Here is a 17,943-nt window from a genome sequence, read left to right as displayed (position 1 = left end):
TAGTAACGGCAGCGGCGACACGCCCCAAAGGCGATCACGTCGAGTGGTCACGCGAGGTGACCGTGGAGTGACCGGGCTGACCGGTACATGGTCGGGGTGGCGGGATTTGAACCCACGGCCTTCCGCTCCCAAAGCGGACGCGCTACCAAGCTGCGCCACACCCCGTCTGGTGCGAGACGTAGGCTACATGCCCGCAGGCAGCGAGGTCGCCGCAATTCACCGGCGCGCTCCGCCACCCGGGCGGACACGAACGCGGTGTGCGACGGAGGGGGACTACCCGCTACGATGCCATCAGTGCCGCGGTCAGCTGACCTGCGGTGCGCGCTGTGCGGGCGTAGCTCAATGGTAGAGCCCTAGTCTTCCAAACTAGCTACGCGGGTTCGATTCCCGTCGCCCGCTCCGAACAGGCCTCCGGCCCGGTCCTTCGAGGATCGGGCCGGAGGTCTTTGTGCTGTCCTGGGCTGACCGTGGCGTCTGCGGCGGCGGACCATGCGGGGCGCGCCTAGAACTGGATCGAGTTGATGGTCTCCGCTATCGAGTTCAGGAACCGCTGGATGTCGTCGGCCATCCCGGTCGAGGCGAGGAAGAAGCCGAAGAGCACCGCGACGACGGCGGGGCCGGCCTTCAGCGAGCCTCCCCGGATCAACACCACCAGGATGATCGCCAACAGCAGCACCACTGACAGAGAAATGGCCACAACTGATCACACCCTTGGTCGGTCCGCTCTCCCGGCCCGGGGACGCGACCGTGCGCACCCCCGCCAGAACCATCGTGCCACCAATGAGGGCCGCATATGCGGCGCGTGACGGATCGTTGGTCACTTCCATGCCCGGAGCCACCCGTGGCCGGGTGTACGGGCGGGCCGACTCGGCCCGCCCGCACAGTAATTCGACCGGGCACCCGCACGGGGAATTCAACAAGTTCGTTTCCGTGTCCACACAACGTGTTCGCAGTTAATTCGAATTGACGCCACAGGTACGTCGACTGCCGTGCCGGGCGGCCACCAAAGGCGCCTTATGCCCTATTTAGTCAGGATGAATCGCGACAATGAGGGCGCAGGTGGTGCATGCGGTCAGGCATGGGACATGTGTCGGTCATCACGCGGACAACGATGCCAACTTCCGGAAAACGGGGGTATCCGCAGCCATTAACCAGGAATGACGTCGAGGGTTTTACGAAAACCCACAGCCAAGGCTAGGGTGCCTCAGATGTTCCACGCTGCCTCGTCCCCCGCCAACGCAGCGAGGTCCCCGATCGTCTCCCCCCGTTCCTGGTGGGAGGGTCTGTGACGAACTCGCTGCGACCGCACGGCCAGAACCGAGCGCCACTCCCCCCGGCACACGCGCCGACGGACGGAGTGCCCAGTCCGCGCTCGCCGCACGACACCAGGGCGGCCACGGCCGGCCGGCCCGCCCCCTCGGGCAACAAACCCGGCAAACAGCGCGACGCGTTCTTCGACAACGCCAAGTACCTGGCGATCGTGCTGGTGGCGATCGGCCACTCCTGGGAGCCGCTCAAGGGCGACAGCCGGATCCTGGAAGGCGCGTACACGGTGGTGTACGCCTTCCACATGCCGGCGTTCATCGTCATCTCCGGCTTCTTCTCGCGCAGTTTCGACATGCGCGCCGACCGGCTGCAACGGCTGATCACCGGCGTCGTCGTGCCGTACGTCCTCTTCGAGACCGCGTACACGCTCTTCAACCGCTACGTCGGCGGCTCGCCGGACCAGGCCATCAGCCTGCTGGATCCCTGGTACCTGACCTGGTTCCTGATCGCGTTGTTCGTCTGGCGGCTGACCACGCCGATCTGGAAGCTGGTGCGGTGGCCGCTGCCGTTGGCGCTCGCCATCGCCATGCTGGCGTCGGTCAGCCCGGAGATCGGTGACGACCTGGACCTCCAGCGGGTGCTGCAGTTCCTGCCGTTCTTCGTGCTGGGCCTGCTCATGAAGCCCGAGCACTTCCGGCTGGTGCGCCGGCGTTCGGTGCGGATCCTGTCGGTGCCGGTGTTCGCCGCCGCGCTGGTCATCGGCTGGTGGTCGGTGCCGCGCATGGCCACCGGGTGGTTCTACCACCGTGACGCCGCGCAGGAGTTGGGCGCGCCGTGGTGGACCGGACCGGTCATGGTCCTCGCCCTGTTCGGCTGTTCCCTGCTGCTGACCGCCTGCTTCTTCTCCTGGGTGCCGGGCCGGCAGATGTGGTTCACCTCGCTCGGCGCAGGCACGCTCTTCGGCTATCTGCTGCACGGCTTCCTGGTCAAGGCCGGCGACTACGCGGGCTGGTTCGAGCACCCGTGGCTGCACCGGCCGCTCGGCGAGATCTTCGTGAGCGTCTGCGCGGGCGCCGCCGTCACCGTGCTGTGCACCGCGCCGGTGCGCCGCGTCTTCCGGTTCGCCATGGAGCCGAAGATGGAGTGGGCCTTCAAGCGGGATGCCACCGAGGTCGCCCGCGGCCGCGAGCAGCGTGAGAAGACCCCCGTACGGGAAAAGGAGAAGGTCTCGGCCGGCTGAGACCGCGACGGAGCCCCCCACCGCCGAGCAGTGGGGGGCTCCGTCGTTCCCGGGCCGACCGGGCATTGCCGGGCCGACCGGGCTAGTCGCCCTTCAGGTGTCTCATCAGGCGCTCGAAGTCCTGCCAGCCCGACAAGTCCGACGGGTCGCCCGGCAGCGGGTAGTACAGCGCGGGCCGGGTCCTCGGGCCCAGTTCTCGCGGGGCCTGTGCGAGGGGCGTGCGGCGGGCGCGGTCGCCGGGCATCTGGCGGACCTCCTCGGCGCCCAGGACGAACGCGTACGGCACGCCGGGGCCCTCGAAGTGGGGCGGGACGGACAGGTCCCGGCGGGCCCGGCGGATCTGGACCAGCATGGACTGCAGGTCGTGCCGGGTGGCGAGGGCCTCGGCGGCGGCCTGTACGGCGTCCGTCGGCAGCTGCTCGCCGGGGCCGTAGCCGAAGGCCATGGTCACGTCCTCCTCGACACCGCCCTTGGTGCGGGTGATGCGGACGGTCGCGAGGCCGGGACGCTCCGGGGTGCCGACGGCCACCAGCCAGGTCGGCGCGGGCGAGCGCTCGTACGCCACGTCGGTCAGCTGCCGCACGGACCAGGGGAGGTTGGCGGGCTCCTCGGTGCCCCAGCCGGCCGGCGGTTCACCGGTGATCTCCCGCCATACGGCCTCCAGGGCGCCGCCGAGGACGAGGCGGTCGTCGGCCGGGTGGACGGTGCGGAACGAGATCGCCAGCTGGCGTTCGCCGGTGTCGCCCTTCGCGGCGGCGCCCTCCCGATAGGTGGCGGCGACCGGGGTGCGCGGGTCCTCGCGGGTGGCGTCCGGGGGCTCGACCGTGACGAAGAGGCCGTTCTTCCACTCCAGGACGGCTCCGGACAGGCCGTCGTAGTAGCCGTCCCGCTCGTCCTGCACCACCCAGCGCGAGGGCCAGCCCGGCAGGCTGCCGCGGACCGCCGGGGAGAGGCGGGTCCCGGCGGGGGTGACGATCTGGAGGCCGAGTTCGGCGTTCGCGGCGGCGCGGAAGGCGTCCGAGAGCCAGGCGGTCATCGCGACCACCGGACGGTCCTGGATGATGACCGCGACCTTGTCGGTGAGGACGTCCACGGCGGGCTGGGCGGCGGCCGGGACCGGCGCCGCGCTCATGCCGTCCGTGTTGACCACGGCCAGCGACCAGGCGACCTCGGGCGGCCAGGCCGTCCCGCCCACCAGCGTGGCGAGCCGGGCGGCGAAGGTACCGGCCAGCTGCTCGGCCTCCTTGACGCCGGTGGTGGCGCGGGCCTCGGTCCACCAGTACGGCACCTCGGGCGCACTCGCCCCCAGCAGCCGCTCGGCCTCTCCCCTGACCTGCACCAGCAGGGGTGCCTCGACGGAGACCAGCGGGCGGCCCTGCTCGTCGCAGAGCTGCACCACCGCGCCCTCTCCCTCGGTGCCCACGAGCCGGTCCGGGCCGCCGGAGAGGAGTCCGGCGATCACGCTCAGCGGGTCGGGCATCTTCTTCGTGAGGGTGATGACGTCCTTCGTCATGGATTCACCTGGTCCCCGTGTAGACGGTCTGGATCAGCCGGTTCGGCTGGCCCCTGCGGACCAGCACCCCGCGGCCGGGCGGCTGTGCGCTCGCGTACACGCCGGGGAAGAGCTGGCCCTCGCTGCGGTCGCCCGCCATCACCAGCGCAGAGGAGCCGGACTCGCGCAGCCCTTGCAGCATCGGCTCGTACAGGCCGCGGGAGGCGCCCGCGACGCGGCGGGTGAGGATGAAGTGCAGGCCGATGTCGACGGCCGAGGGAATGTACGGCACGAAGGGCGCGAGCGGCTGCTGGCCCGCGGTGGTGAGGACGTCGTAGTCGTCGACGAGGATCACGATCCGCGGGCCGGAGAAGCTGCCCGGCTCCAGGTCCTCGCTGTCGGCGCTCTCGTCGGGCAGCCGCTTCTCCAGCTCCCCGGCGATGCCCGCGGCGAGGCCGGCGGCGAGCTTGGAGTTGTAGGCGTAGCCGCCCCGGTACTCCTCGGGGATCGCGCCGCGCAGGCCCCGGCGCGGGTCGAAGACGCCGAAGACGAGCTCGTCGTCGCCGTAGCGCTCGATCAGGCCCTGGGTGATCACCTTGAGCAGGTTGGTCTTGCCGCACTCGCTGTCACCCATGATCATCAGGTGCTGGTCGTGCTGGAAGAGGTCGAGCAGGACCGGGGCCAGCTGTGTCTGGTCCAGGCCGATCGGGACGCGGCGCGGCTCGGACGCCGGGCCGGGCAGCAGCTCGGGCTCCAGGACGTGCGGCAGCACCCGCACCGGCTGGGCGACCTCGCCGGTCCAGGTTGCGCGGAGCTGGCGGGCGGTGCGCTCCAGGACCGCGCCGAGGTCGGCGGTGTCGGCGAGGCCGTCGGTGCGGGGCAGGGCGACCTGGGCGAAGAGCTTGCCGTCGGTGAGGACACGGCCCTTCTCCTCCGGGGAGAGGGTCTGGGCGAGCTTGCGGTCGATGCTCGACTCGCTCGGGTCGTTCAGGCGCAGCTCGACGCGGGTGCCGAACTGTGACTGGGTGGCGATGCGCACGTCGTTCCAGCGCAGCATGCCGGCGACCACGTGGATGCCGTAGCCGCCGCCGCGCTTGAGGATGTCGATGACGGCGTCGTCGAGGTTCTCGAAGTCGTCGCGCAGGGCGCCGAAGCCGTCGATGAGCAGCACGATCTCGGTGGAGGCCAGCTCCGGCACCTGGCCCGCGGCGCGCCGGGTGCGCAGCTGTTCCAGCGAGTCGATGTTGTGGATGCGGAAGAGCTCCTCGCGCTGGTCGAGCATGGCGCGGACGGAGTCGATGGTGCGGGCGGCGCGCTCGCGGTCGGCGCGGCCGGCGACCCCGCCGACGTGCGGCAGCCCGGACAGGGCCTGCAGGCCGCCGCCGACCAGGTCGAGGCCGTAGATGCCGACTTCCTGCGGGGTGTGCGTCAGGGCCAGCGAGAGGGCCAGGGAACGCAGCAGGGTGGTCTTGCCGGACTGCGGGCCGCCGATGACCGCCGCGTGACCGCCGGAGAGCGTGAGGTCCAAGTACCACTGGCCCTGCTGCTGCTTGGTCGGGTCGTCGATGATGCCCAGCGGCACCTGGAGGGGGCCGCGTCGCTTGGCGAGCTGCATGCCGCGCGCGCCGACCTCGACGGGGCCGGCGACCTTGTCCAGGGGGACGGCGGCGGGCAGCGGGGGCAGCCAGATCTGGCGTACCGAGCGGGCTCCGGCGTTCTCCAACTGGTCGATGAGCACGCCGAGTTGGGTGGGTCCGGTCTCCCGGCGCCGCATCTTCGGCTCCTCGGGCGCGCTGTTCCCGTCGTCGCCGAGGGTGTTGTACGCCTCGTACTCCAGGGCCAGCGGGCCGGTGTCCTCCTCGTCGCGCTGCACGGGGCCGCTGTAGGCACCCGAGACGTAGCTGGCCTTGAACCGCTCGTAGTGGCTGGTGTCGACCTTGAGGTAGCCGAAGCCGGGCAGCGGGGGCAGGTGGAAGGCGTCCGTGGTGTCCAGGACCGTGCGGGACTCGTCGGCGGAGAAGGTGCGCAGGCCGAGCCGGTACGACAGGTAGGTGTCCAGGCCCTTGAGCTTGCCGCCCTCGATGCGCTGGCTGGACAGCAGCAGGTGGACGCCGATGGAGCGGCCGATGCGCCCGATGGACAGGAACAGGTCGATGAAGTCCGGTTTGGCGGTGAGGAGTTCACCGAACTCGTCGATCACCACGAACAGGTGCGGCAGCGGCTCCAGGTCGGGGCGCTTCTCGGCGCGCAGGGCGGCGTAGTGGCCGATGTCGGCGACGTTGCCCGCGTTCTTCAAAACCTGCTGGCGGCGCTTGACCTCGCCGGCCAGCGAGGCGTGGACGCGTTCGACCAGGCCGGCCTGGTTCTCCAGGTTGGTGATGACGCCGGCGACGTGCGGGAGGCCGGCGAAGGGGGCGAAGGTGGCGCCGCCCTTGTAGTCGACGAGGACCAGGGCGAGGTCCTCCGGCGGGTGGGTGGCGACCAGGGCGAGGACGAGGGTGCGCAGCAGCTCGGACTTGCCGGAGCCGGTGGCGCCGACGCACAGGCCGTGGGGGCCCATGCCGAGCTCGGAGGACTCCTTCAGGTCGAGCAGTACGGGCTCGTGGGAGTCGCTGATGCCGATGGGCACGCGCAGGAAGGCGCGTTCGCCGCGCGGCGCCCACATCCGGTTCAGGTCGAGGCCGGCCACGTCGTCGATGCCGAGCAGTTCGGCGAAGTCGACCGGGCCGGTGAGCGGGGCGTCGACCATCGACTCGGCGGACAGCCTGAGCGGGGCGAGCATCCGGGCAAGGCCCTCGGCGAAGGGGAGGCCGATCTCGTCGACGGTGCCGTGGGCGCTGACCGGCTCCGGCATGCGCAGGTCCTCGATGACGATCTGCTCGCCGTCGACGGTGATACGCACGCCCACACTGCCCGGTTCCTGGATCCGCTGGTCCAGCAGGTGCAGGACGGTGACGCTCATGTCGCGCAGGCCCACCGCGTCGTCGGGACGCGGCAGTTCGACCGCGTCCTCGCCGTGTCCGTCGGCGACGACCAGCAGCCGGGAGGTCATGGCGAGGGCGTCCTTGCCGGACAGGCCGCGGCGCACCTCGGCCGCGTAGGAGGCGCGGCGGCGCAGCTCGGGGCCGATCTGGCGGGCCAGTTGGGGCAGCGAGGGCGCGATGCGGCGGGCGGCGACGGGGCCGTCGAACTGCTCGGAGTCGAGCAGGTGCGGCAGCCACTTGGCCCACTCCCAGTCGGCGATCCGGTCGCCGGACGCGGCGAGTGCCATGGCCACGTCGTCGGGCGCGTGGGTGGCGGCAGCCTGCACGATGAGCGCGCGGGCGACCCTCAGGGTGTCCTCGCGGCTGCCGATGACGCTGATGTTGCCGACCCGGTCGAGCGGGACGGTCAGCGGGAGTTCGGTGCCGACGCTGAAGCGGGACACCAGCGCGGACGCCTCGTTCAGCATGAACTGGTCGGGCGGGGTGAGCACGGACGAGCTCGGCTGGCCCACCCTCAGGTCCCGCACCGGCATCTCACCGGTGCCGACCCGGACCCGCAGGAAGTCGGCGTCCGTCCGGCGCCGCTCCCACAGCCGGGCGGGGTCGCGCACGATGTCGTACAGCGCGTCCGGCGGCGGGTTGAGCACCCCCGTGCTCTCGCGCCGTTCCCGCTCCTCCTTGGACAGCTCCTCCCGCGTGTCCTCCAGGTAGGAGAGGTAGGCCTCGCGCTGGGTGCGGCGGGTGCGCTGGGCCTTGCCGCGCTGGGAGAAGAGCATGACCATCGAGCCGACGATCGTGACGACGAGGATGATCGCGCCCAGCCCGGCGAACTGGCTGTTGCGCACGACGGTCATCATCACGACGGACGACATCACACCGGCGACGGGCAGCAGCGAGGTCGCGATCGAGCCCGTCTTGCCGTCGGGCAGGTTGGGCGGCGCCTCTATGGTGCGCGACTCGGGTGAGGCCGGGGGCCTGGTGGTGCGGGCCGGCCGGTGGATCAGTCGGGTGCTCATCGTTCTTGCCTCGTCCTCAGCGGTCTTCTGGTTCCCTTCGCACAGGGGATGGTTCAGCGGCTCTTCTGGGAGAGCTGGAAGACCTCCGCGGCCAGCCGCGTGGTGGCCTCCCGGGTGTCCCGGGCGAGCAGGTCGGTGCGGATGGTGCCGCCGGCCGCCAGATGCCGGTCGTAGGGCAGGATCCGCACGCTCGCCCCGGTCGTCTTCAGCTGCTCGGCGGCCTTCTCGACGTCGACGCCGGTGTGCGGGACGGTCTCGGTGAGTACGACGACGGTCGAGGTGGTGATGTCCCGGGGCAGTCCGCGCATCCACTGCAGGACGGCGTGCGTGCTGGCGACGCCCTCCAGCGTGGCCGGCACGGTGAGGATGCGGGCCTGGGCGGCGGAGAGCGCGGTGCGGGCGACCTCGGCGGGCATCGTCTCGCAGTCGACGACGGTCACCCCGAAGTAGCGGCGCATCGACACCATGACCCGCTCGTACGCCTTGGTGTCGAGCATGGCCCCGACCTGGCCCTGACTGCCGGGCAACAGCCAGGCGTTGTCGGGCAGTTGGACCAGGTAGCCGGTGATCTCGAGGAGCGACATCTGTGGCTGGACGACGTCGGCGAGGTCGCCGGTGGTCCAGCGCAGGGTCTCCGCGCCGAGCCTGAGCGGCAGCGAGCCGAGCGCCGGGTCGGCCTCGATGACGAGGGTGGGGTCCTGGCGGTAGTGGGCGTAGGTGGTGCCGAGCAGTGCGGCGATCGTGGTCTTGCCGGAGCCCCCGCGGATGGAGGTCACCGCGATCTGCCGGCCGGTGGTGACCGGCTGCTGCAGTATCTCGGCGGTCGCCGTGGTCTCGGCGACCTCGCGCGCGGCCGAGGAGGACACGGTGCGGCGTACGGCCCGCAGGGCGCGGGCGCTGAACGGCTCCCCGCGACGCGGCCCGCGGCCGGCGGCGGCGAGCTTCTTGTCCACGACCGGGCGGGAGTCGGGGGTGGCGCGGGGTGAGCGGGCGCGGGGGGCGGGAGCCTGTGGTGGGGCCTGGGCCGGCTGAGCCTGCTGGGGCTGGGCGTACGCCTGCTGCGGCTGCTGCGGCTGGGCGGGGTAGCCCTGCTGCGGATACGCGGCGGCCTGGTCGCCGTATCCCTGCTGCGGGTAGCCGTACGGCTGCTGCGGCTGGGCGGGGGCTGCCTGCTGCGGATAGCCGTACGGCGGCTGGGACTGCGGCTGAGGCTGGGACTGCGGCTGCGGCTGCGGCTGCGGCTGGGCCGGGTCGGCCTGCTGCGGGTGGCCGTACGCCGGGGGCGGGCCCTGCGGCGGGACGTTCTGCGCGCCCGGCTGCTGCCCCGCCGCCTGCTGCCCCTGCTGTCCCGTCGGCTGCTGCTCCGCCGACTGCTGTGGCTGCGCGCCCGGTTGGGGGACACGCTGCTGAGCCGCGCCGCCCTTCAGGTCGCGCAGCACGTCGCTCTGCCAGTTGTCCCCGCTCGGCATGTCGCCCTTCTCTCCTGCTACGCCGCCGCCTCCTCGTCCCGCCCGGAGCGAAGGCGCGGCGGCGTGTGGTCTTCGAAGTCTCAGAACTTGTTGAGCAGTTGCCCGTAGATGCCGAACGCCCCGATGGCGAGCGGGAAGAGCCCGATCACCCCGAGGGACTCGATCAGGTCGGCGAACCGCCGCAGCCGCACCTGGACGTGCTCCGGCGGCTCCACCGCGAGGACCAGCAGCGGCAGCAATGCCGCCGCGGCGAGCAGGACGAGCGCGCCGGCGCCTCCCGCGTGGTCCAGCCACAGCACCGCGAGGCGTACGACGAGCAGCGCCGCCGCCCCGAACAGCGCCACGACCTCGGCGACCAGCGGGAACGCCCGCGCCCGGGACAGCAGGACGACCGCTGTGAGCGAGGCGAGGGTCACCGTCCAGACGGTCGGCTCCTTCGCGGTGGTCAGCAGCCAGCCGCCGGCGGCGGCCGACGCCGCGGTGACCACGGTGGCGAGGGCGAGTCCGCGGTGGGTGGCGGCGAGGGCGTTGGCGACCTCGTGCCGGCTCACCGAGGTGCCCGAGGAACGCTTGTCGTCGAGCGCGGTGAGGCCCGAGGCCATCAGCGCGAACCGCGGCAGCAGCCCGAGCAGGATGACGGAGACCACGGCCATCACGGCGCCGATCCGGTCCGCCCGGTCCTGCATGAGGGCGACGGCCTCCCACACGGCGGCCACCCCGACGATCGCACCGGCCCCGATGAGCCCGCCGCGGCCGAGCGGCGAACAGTAGGCGAGCAGCACGAGCGTGAGCACCAGCGCGGCGGCGACGCCGGCCAGCCGGGCGGTCCCGGACCAGTCGTAGGCGTCGGCGGCGGTCCACGCGGTCAGCAGGCCGAGCCCGCCGGAGGCGAGCAGCAGCGCGGTGGCCAGGCCCCGGTTGCCCGCGCCGATCTTCGCGGTCGCCGCACCGGCGACCAGGAACACCGCGGTGACGACCGCGAGGCCGGTGGCGACCGACTCCAGCGCGAACTCGCGCCGCGCCAGCAGGGCCGCGATCACGGCGAACACGATGGTGGCCACACCGGCGGCGGTACGGCGTACGGCGGGACGCCAGCGCCAGCCGCGCAGATCGAGGTCGTCGGCGACCTGGTCGGTGACATCGTGCACGACCGGTGCCGGCGGTGCGGCGTGGGCGCGGACCAGGCGCAGCACGGCGCCGTCGGGGACCTCCGCCGACGACAGCGTGGCGTCGTGCGGCAGCGCGGAGCCGTCGGAGGTGATCAACTGCCGGGTGGTCGGCCGGGACGCGGCCCGGTCGTCGAGCAACTGCAGTATGTCGGGGAGCAGTTGGCCGATCGGAGTGTCCGACGGCAGCACGATGTCGGCGCGTCGGCGCTCACCGATCAGAGTGACCCTGCTCAACTGGGTCCGGAATGAAGTTGCTGTGCTCACCACTCACCGGAACCTATCATCGCGTCGTTTCGGGCATGGGCGCGCTCTGATGTGGTCACGCCCCCCGTCCACACCCTGTTCACTGCTTCTCCGCACCCTTGTCGCCGTTGTCGCCCTTGTCGCCGGCGCCGCTCGAAGAGGCGCTGGGCGTCGGGTCGTACAGCTGCCCCTGCTGCTGTTGCTGCTTTTCCTGTTCGGCCTTCTGCTTGGCCAACGTGGCCTGGAGGAAGGACCAGCCGATGCATCCGGCGCACAGTACGGCCGCGATCGCGATGCCCGCGAACATCTTGCCGAACCGCTCGTCCGCCGTCCGCCGGGCGCGCTGCGCGCCGAACAGCAGCGCGTCGCGCATCCGGCGCCGGCGCACCGCCACCGACTCCAGCAGCTGACTGTCGTAGTCCCGTGCCATTCAGTCGTCCTGTGTAGGGGGTGTACGTGGGGGGGTTGTACGTGGGGGTTGTACGTCGGGGGGGTCAGTCACCCGCGGCGAGGCCGAGGCGGTGCCGCATGGCGGCGTACTTCTGTGTGAGCCGCCGGGCGGTGTGCTCGTCGAGCACGGCGAGGCGGGCCGGGTCGGCGTTGTGCGCGAGATCGGCGGCCTTGACGAGCCGGGCCCCTTCAGTGGCCAGGATCCGGCCCGCGTACGCCTCCGGGTCCTCGTCCGGCCGCTTGGTCACGGCCCGTACGACGTCCTTGGTGCGCTGCGGGAGCGCCGCGGCGTCGAGCCAGTCCTCGCTGAGGACCCCGTCCTCGACGGCGTCGTGCAGCCACGCGGCGGCGACGAGCTCCTCGCCCCCGCCCCGGGCACGCACGCCCTCGGCGACGGCCGACAGGTGCTCGGCGTAAGGCCGTCCTGCCTTGTCCGTCTGCCCGGCGTGCGCGGCACGCGCGACGGCCTCGACCTCGCTGAGACTCATCTCCGCCCCGGTCCCGGGCGGCCTCTCCTGCGCCATGCGGATCCCCCTGACTTGGCTTCCGCAACATAGGACATGGACGCGCCACGCGTACAGCCGGGGTACGGCCGTCTCTCCAGCTCCGTCACGCCCCTCCCGACAATCCCGCCACGATCATGAAGAGCACCCACACCACCGGGACCAGCGCGATGTACGCGCGCGGCCGTCGGTGCACGGGCACGCCGGGGTCGTAGCGCGGGCCGAGCATTCCCGGCCCGGGAGCCGGGAGTTTCTTCACCCTGCGCACGGCGAGGAGGTTCCTTACCAGCGTCAACGGCGTGAAGACGAACAGGGAGAAAGGGCTCCACCAGCCCCAGGCCAGCGTGTGGGTGGTCAGCGCCCGGTACACGGCCAGCCCGCAGGTCAGGCACATCGGCCCGGCCGTCTTCCGGAACCCCATGAGGATCACGAGACCCCGATGGGCACGGAAGGCGACGTCCGCCGCGGGGGAACCTCCGCAGAACCTGCACATCGGCGGGGTGGGGGCTTCAGGGTGCGGGGTGAGGGCTTGAGGGTGCGAGGTGGGGAGTCGAGGCTGCGCGCCGGCGGAGGGGCCCGGGTCGGGCCGGTGCCGGCCTGCGGGCGGGGCGTCGGCCCGGAGCTGCTCCTCGGCGGACGGGTCGGCGTACCAGGCGCGCAGCGAGGTGGCTATGGCGTCCAGGAGACCGTTCCCCACGGCCTCCGCGATCTCCCCGTCGCTCATCCGCTCCGCGGTCACGACCGCGGTGGCGGCGCGCACGGCGTCGGCGGGCCGTAGCCCTCGCTCCGACGGTGCCTGGGGCATCGGGCTGTGCCGCCACCGGTGTTCGGGGGTCACGGCGCCGACACCGTGCAGGGCGTCGACAGCACGCTGGAGCGGCTTGCTGTAGAGGGGAAACGGCACGTGAATGGCACCGCTCGGCGACTTGTTCCCTCCGCCCCACCGTACGTCCCGGTCCTCGTCCGTGAGCGCGTCGAAGGCGTCGGCGAGCTCCTGCCACGCCTCCGCGTTGTCACGGTCGAGCTGGGCGAGCAGCCGCCGGTCGTCGGCCGGGGTGACGACACGGGCCAGCTCTTCGAGCGCGGCGACGTCGGGCGCCTCGGTGACCGGCCCGACACCGGGCTCGTGACTGAGCAGTCCGAGAACACCGAGGGGGGTGAGACCACGATCGTGAGCCTCACGGACCTTGGTGTACCACCCCAGCCCCGCCTTGTAGGCACCGGGACTGCTGGCGTTCCGGTGCATCCACTCGACGTCGGTGGCATCGCCCCAGGCGTATCCGACGACTTCGCCGTCGGGGGCGGTGACGGTGACGTAGTGCACGGGACTGGTCATGCTGGTCAGGCCTCGGGGGCCGTTACCTCCGCAGATACTCGGTTCAAGGGCGGGCCCACCGGCTGTTCGCCAGTCGCCTGTCCGTCATTCACCCTGGGCGAGGGACTTGACCGCGTCGGCGTTCGGGGCGTCGGTGAGGGAGCCGGGCAGGGCCCGTCCCCGGTTGCCTTCCGGGTTGGACAGCATCTCCGCGAGGGCCTGGGACGGCAGGATGCCCCGCCCCTTGGCCTCTTGCAGCCGGGCGTGCCAATGACCGCCCTCGGCGAGGGCCCGGCCTCCGGCGGCGTTGCGTGGCACCCATGCGGCGGCGTCGTCCTCGTCACTCGCCCACACATACCCGAGGGCCGCGCCACCCTCCTTGTCGACCACCGTGAAGTACCGCACCGGCTTGTCGGTCCGGGTGCGGTACCTCGACGGACCCGGCGCCACGAGGTCGAAGTGCACGTCCTCGGCGAAGCGCGGGTTGATCGGTCGTTCGCTGCTCATGAAAGCGGCATCCCGGCTCAGCCCTTGTCGGCCAGGTCCTTGACGACGTCAAGGCCCGAGGCTTCTTTGAAGGAACCGGGAACAACATGGCTCGGGTTCACCGGATCGGTATCCCGCATGAGCTCGGCGAGCGCCCCCGTGGGACTCAGCCCGCGGGCCTTGGCGTCGCGGAGCTTGGAAACGTAGAGGGCACCCCGATTGAAGGCCTCGTCGCCTCCCGCCTGCCGGGCTTTCCAGCCCGCGGCGTCGTCCTCGTCATTCGCCCATACGTAGCCCAGGACCGCTCCCTGCGGATTCGCCACCGTGACGTACTGCACAGGCTTGTCCGTGCTTCGGGCATAACGCGGCGGACCCGCGACCTCTTCGAACTGGAGAGGTTCGGTAGTCCGGGGATTTACTTGCCGTTCCCGGCTCATGTGGTGTCTTCCTCTCCCACTACCTGGGCAGAACTTCGCCGTACACCTGGATCTGGCCATTCTCCCTGAACACGCGGGTCACGCGGTACTCCGTACCGCGCCCGAGAAGGAGTTCCCGCTCGCCCATGCCGTACTTGCCCACCTTCTCCACCCAGAGAGCCGGAGTTCCCTTCGGCACCCTCAGATGCAGAAGGGCGTCCTCCCCTGCGAACGCGGCCACGGGGTGGTTCCCGAGCGAGGTGGACATGTAGCCCTTGTCCCTGTACGTGTTGCCCAGCATGTCGAGCGGATCGTCGAGGTCGAGGTGTCCGATGCCTGTACCGCGAACCACCAGGAGGTCCTCCGGGACAGCGTGGCCTGCGAGAGCCGCGTCGACCTCGTCAATGTTGTGCTGGACGTACGGGGTCAATTTGGAGTCGTCGCCTCGCAGGTATCCGTTCATTTCCTTGTAGGTGCCCCACCCGTCGGGGTGCGGTGCCGGAAGGCCGTAGTTGGGCTCATCGGTGTAGTCCCAGACCGATTGCCGCCGGACCTCCGGCATGTTCTCGGCGTAGTCGTTCCAATACGTCTGGCCGTACTTGATGGCGTCGGCGTCCGTGGCGAACGGCACCGTGCCGTCGGAGATTTCGGCGTACGCCACCTGATGTTGCTGAGCCGGTGTGAGCTTGTCCCACTCCGCGTCGGACACATGGGGCTGGTACTCGAACGCCTCCCCGGCCCCGCTGCCCGGCACATCCGCGCCCTGGTGCCCCGGAGCGACCGGAGCATCGGTGCCGTGGTGCGCGGCGGCGTCCCCGACGCCCGCGTGGTCACCGGTGTGCGCGGCATCGTCCGCTTGGCCGACACCGTCGTCACCGTGGCCGGCGCCGTGCGAGGCGTCGTCGGCGTGACCGGCTCCGGGGACGTCGTGCCCGGTGCCGTGCGGCGCGTCCGGGGTGCCGTGGCCGCCGGTGCCGGGGACGTCGTGGCCGCCGGTGTGCGGCGTGGTCGGGATGTCGTGCGCCGGGGTCGCCGCACCCTGGTGGTACCACGGGCTCGCGGCACCCGGGTGGCCGACGCCGCCGGGAGCGTCGTGACCGCCGGTGTGCGGCGTCGACGTCGGGGCGTCGTGCGGCGTGGCGGTCGGCGTCTGGTCGTAGGCGGACGGCGAAGGCGCGTGATCGTACGCGGACGGTGAGGACGCGTGATCGAACGCCGATGGCGACGGTGCGTGCCCGTACGGCGATCCCGACGGCGTCTGGGTGTACGGGTTAGTGCCCGGCGCCTGGTCGTAGGCGGAGGGCGAAGGCGCGTGGTCGTACGGGGATCCGGACGGCCCGGGACCGTACGGGGAACCCGACGGTGCCTGACCGTAGGGCGACCCGTACGGCGATCCCGCCGGCGCGTGGTCGTACGCGCTCGGCGACGGCGTCGTGTCGAAGGCGCCGCCCGGCGGGTGGCCCGCCGACGTGGTCGGCGTGTTGTAGTGGCCGGCGTTGTCGACCGTGTGTGCGGCCGCGTCGGTGCCCGCGTGGCTTCCGGCGTACGACGGGGTGGGGGCGCCCTGGGTCGTCCAGTGGGCCGGCAGCGTCGGCGTGGTCCCGGCGCCGTGCGGAACCGTCGGGGTGTTCGTCTCGTAGGGGACCGGCGTCGTGTCGATGGTGCCGTTGGGCGAGATGAGGTTGCCGTTCGGGTCCATCAGGCGGCCGTCGGGCAGGTTGACGGCTCCGTCCGGGAGGGTGGGGATGTCGATGTTGCCGACGCCCCGCAGGCCCTTCGTGATGTCGCCGATCTTGGACAGGCCAGCGCCCGCGCCCTTGGCGATGTAGGTCATCGGGTCGATGACCTTGCCCGCCTTGCCCGCGACCGACAGCACCTTCGCCACCGCGCCGGCCTTGCCCGCGCCCGCGACACCGGCGCCCGCGCCGCCCGTGAAGACGGTCGTCAGGACGTTGAAGGTAACCGCACCAGCCGCACGACCGGGGTTCTTGCCCCACTCGTCCCACGCCACCAGCGCCTTGCCGGTCTCCTTCATCGCGGTGCGCGAATCACGGATCCAGGACGGCAGCTTGTCGTCCGGCAGCGTCCAGAACATCGCGCCCACGCCGGGGATGGAGGAGATCGCCAGGCCGGTCGCCAGCTGGGCGAGGCCCTTCCACGCCTGGCCCATCGCGTCCCAGCCGCCGAACCCGACCAGCGTGCCGAGGCCCTTGATGGTGCCCCAGACACCGTCCACGATCAGGCCGTCCCACACGAACGACTTCACCCAGTGGCCGACCTCGTACCAGTGGTGCTTCTCCTCCACCGGGTCACCCCAGGGAAGCTTCGCGTTCTTCAGGTCGTCGGCCGCGAAGCCGTACTGGTCCTTACGGTCGGAGCCGTCCCCGGCCACCATCTGCGTCCCGCCCCACAAGGCGGTGATCTTGTTGTGGCAGGTCCGCTCGGCCGCCCAGAACGCCGCCACCGTCGCGGTGATGTCATCCCGGATCCGGTTGTGCTCGTCGACCTTGTCGCCGTCGTACTCCCACTCGTCGTCGTCCTTGACAGAGTCGACGAACGTGTGGGCCTTGGTCTTCAGTTCCTTCAGCTTGTCGACCAGGGGACGGATCTCCGTCGCGTACGACGACAGCGCACCGGACACCGTCTCCAGGTCGTCCCCGAACGTGTCCGCACGGTCCTTGACCGGCTTCGTCGTCGCGAACAACTGCTCCGCCTCCGGAGCCGTGTAATACGCCGACAGGCCCTGGAACTGGGAGTGGACCTCCTCGCCGGTCTTGCGCACATGACCGGCGTCCTTCTTCAAGTCCGCGTAGTCGGTCTCCAGCTGTGCCAGATCACCCGTGAACTGCGGAATCTGCTCCGGCTGGATCACCGCTTACCCACTCCCGGCAGATCGACCTTCGGCGCGGCCAGCGTGTTCCGCTGCGCCTCCGAGGCCATCTCCTGATCACCGTTGAGGTACGCGGTCGTGGCATCCACCACGCCCTGCAGCGACTTGCCCGCCCGGGCCGCGACGTACTGCAGGTCCTTCGACGCCCGCTCCGCGTACTGCGACAACGCGAGGGCGACCAGGCCACCCGCGGCCTTCTCACCGCCCTCGCCACCACCGCCGCCGCCCTCGGCGGAGATGGTGCCCGCGCTCGTCGCCGCCGACGTCAGATGCTCACCGAACGCCTTGCCGTACTTCTCCAGGTTCGACGCGGTCTCACCCGTCGTCTTCAACACACCGGAGATACCCTGCGGATTCAGATCCCAGCCGGGCACCGAAAACCCCCGTTTTCCTCAACTTCCGATACCGAAGAACAGCTGTCGGTCAGCCGATGTTGTCGACCGCGGCCTTGGCCCGCTGGATCGTCGACTGTGCCGTGCCGTCGTTCTTCTCCAGCGTCGACTTCAGCAGCGTGATGATGTTCTTCACCTCGTTGGAGGCGTTCGTCCACCGCTGTTCCTTGCCGTGGTACTCGTCCGCCACGCCATCCGCCGTGAAGTCCGCCATCGCGTTCTTCACCTGACGGTCACGGTTACCGATCACCTCTTCCAGACGACCGATCACCACCTGGATGTTCGACTGAGCATCAGCCGACGCACCCGTGTCGTACGACCGACGATCCGCACCAGAACCCGCCATCACACACCACTCCCCGAAAGTCGAAACACAGCCCGCACAGAACGACTCAGACCAACCTCAGCGGAAACGCGCCGCATCGAAGTTCGCCGCACCCATCTGCTGCTTCGCGTTGTCACCCTGCTCCTGGTCACCCGAGCTGAACGCCGAGTCCATCCCCGACTGACCACCCAGGATCGCCGACAGCGAGCCGTTCAGATCCGACGTGATCCTGTCCGCCTGCGCCTTGAACTGGTCGAACATCGCCCGACCCGAACCGTTGAACTTCC

14 protein-coding genes, 2 tRNA genes and 1 pseudogene are annotated in these 17,943 nt (G+C 70.9%); 2 read left to right on the top strand and 15 right to left on the bottom strand.

Annotated features, from left to right (window positions below; all coding sequences use genetic code 11):
* Positions 1-88: 88 nt before the first annotated feature.
* Positions 89-165 (bottom strand) — tRNA-Pro (locus ACWBNA_RS43810).
* 163 nt (positions 166-328) lie between these two features.
* Here ACWBNA_RS43810 and ACWBNA_RS43805 point away from each other — a divergent pair.
* Positions 329-399: transfer RNA gene (locus tag ACWBNA_RS43805), tRNA-Gly, on the top strand.
* A 103-nt stretch (positions 400-502) separates the two neighbouring features.
* Here the strand turns inward: ACWBNA_RS43805 and ACWBNA_RS43800 are convergent.
* Complete coding sequence (locus ACWBNA_RS43800) at positions 503-697, bottom strand: hypothetical protein (RefSeq protein ID WP_030044846.1); 195 nt, start codon at positions 695-697, stop codon at positions 503-505.
* Positions 698-1,285: 588 nt separating this feature from the next.
* Between ACWBNA_RS43800 and ACWBNA_RS43795 the strand changes: the two genes are divergently transcribed.
* Entirely contained in the window at positions 1,286-2,506 is a 1,221-nt protein-coding gene (locus tag ACWBNA_RS43795; RefSeq protein WP_482710205.1) for an acyltransferase family protein, read from the top strand.
* Positions 2,507-2,588: 82 nt separating this feature from the next.
* On the opposite strand, the gene ACWBNA_RS43790 is transcribed toward ACWBNA_RS43795, so the two are convergent.
* From ACWBNA_RS43790 to ACWBNA_RS43730, 13 genes and pseudogenes are all read right to left on the bottom strand, one after another.
* Complete coding sequence (locus ACWBNA_RS43790; protein ID WP_482710204.1) at positions 2,589-4,019, bottom strand: DUF6177 family protein; 1,431 nt, start codon at positions 4,017-4,019, stop codon at positions 2,589-2,591.
* Between the two features lie 4 nt (positions 4,020-4,023).
* Positions 4,024-7,998, bottom strand: coding sequence for a type VII secretion protein EccCa (gene eccCa, locus ACWBNA_RS43785; protein WP_482710203.1), 3,975 nt, complete (start codon positions 7,996-7,998; stop codon positions 4,024-4,026).
* A gap of 53 nt (positions 7,999-8,051) precedes the next feature.
* A complete protein-coding gene (locus ACWBNA_RS43780; RefSeq protein ID WP_482710202.1) occupies positions 8,052-9,467 on the bottom strand; it encodes a CpaE/TadZ family protein in 1,416 nt (471 codons plus the stop codon).
* An 80-nt stretch (positions 9,468-9,547) separates the two neighbouring features.
* The gene (gene eccD / locus ACWBNA_RS43775) at positions 9,548-10,903 is read right to left on the bottom strand and encodes a type VII secretion integral membrane protein EccD (protein ID WP_482710201.1); all 1,356 of its coding nucleotides are present in this window, start codon (positions 10,901-10,903) and stop codon (positions 9,548-9,550) included.
* A gap of 76 nt (positions 10,904-10,979) precedes the next feature.
* On the bottom strand, positions 10,980-11,309 hold the full coding sequence (locus ACWBNA_RS43770) for a hypothetical protein (RefSeq protein ID WP_383876446.1): 330 nt from the start codon (positions 11,307-11,309) through the stop codon (positions 10,980-10,982).
* A 64-nt stretch (positions 11,310-11,373) separates the two neighbouring features.
* A complete protein-coding gene (locus ACWBNA_RS43765; RefSeq protein ID WP_482710200.1) occupies positions 11,374-11,853 on the bottom strand; it encodes an HD domain-containing protein in 480 nt (159 codons plus the stop codon).
* Positions 11,854-11,938: 85 nt separating this feature from the next.
* Positions 11,939-13,168 carry a DUF6508 domain-containing protein gene (locus tag ACWBNA_RS43760; protein WP_482710199.1) on the bottom strand — a complete coding sequence of 410 codons (1,230 nt, stop codon included), beginning with the start codon at positions 13,166-13,168 and terminating at the stop codon, positions 11,939-11,941.
* Between the two features lie 84 nt (positions 13,169-13,252).
* Positions 13,253-13,654, bottom strand: a complete 402-nt coding sequence (locus ACWBNA_RS43755; RefSeq protein WP_482710198.1) for a hypothetical protein — start codon at positions 13,652-13,654, stop codon at positions 13,253-13,255.
* Positions 13,655-13,671: 17 nt separating this feature from the next.
* Complete coding sequence (locus ACWBNA_RS43750) at positions 13,672-13,971, bottom strand: hypothetical protein (protein ID WP_482710197.1); 300 nt, start codon at positions 13,969-13,971, stop codon at positions 13,672-13,674.
* Positions 13,972-14,089: 118 nt separating this feature from the next.
* Positions 14,090-16,921 carry an ADP-ribosyltransferase gene (locus tag ACWBNA_RS43745; protein ID WP_482710196.1) on the bottom strand — a complete coding sequence of 944 codons (2,832 nt, stop codon included), beginning with the start codon at positions 16,919-16,921 and terminating at the stop codon, positions 14,090-14,092.
* A complete protein-coding gene (locus ACWBNA_RS43740; RefSeq protein WP_482710195.1) occupies positions 16,918-17,313 on the bottom strand; it encodes a DUF6507 family protein in 396 nt (131 codons plus the stop codon). The genes ACWBNA_RS43745 and ACWBNA_RS43740 overlap by 4 nt, the downstream gene beginning before the upstream one ends.
* A gap of 49 nt (positions 17,314-17,362) precedes the next feature.
* A complete protein-coding gene (locus ACWBNA_RS43735) occupies positions 17,363-17,677 on the bottom strand; it encodes a pore-forming ESAT-6 family protein (protein WP_384302037.1) in 315 nt (104 codons plus the stop codon).
* A 57-nt stretch (positions 17,678-17,734) separates the two neighbouring features.
* Positions 17,735-17,943, bottom strand: a pseudogene (locus tag ACWBNA_RS43730) (hypothetical protein); the annotation flags it as partial.

The sequence above is a fragment of the Streptomyces sp. Q2 genome, assembly GCF_056820935.1.
This window is presented reverse-complemented; position numbering and strand designations above follow the sequence as displayed.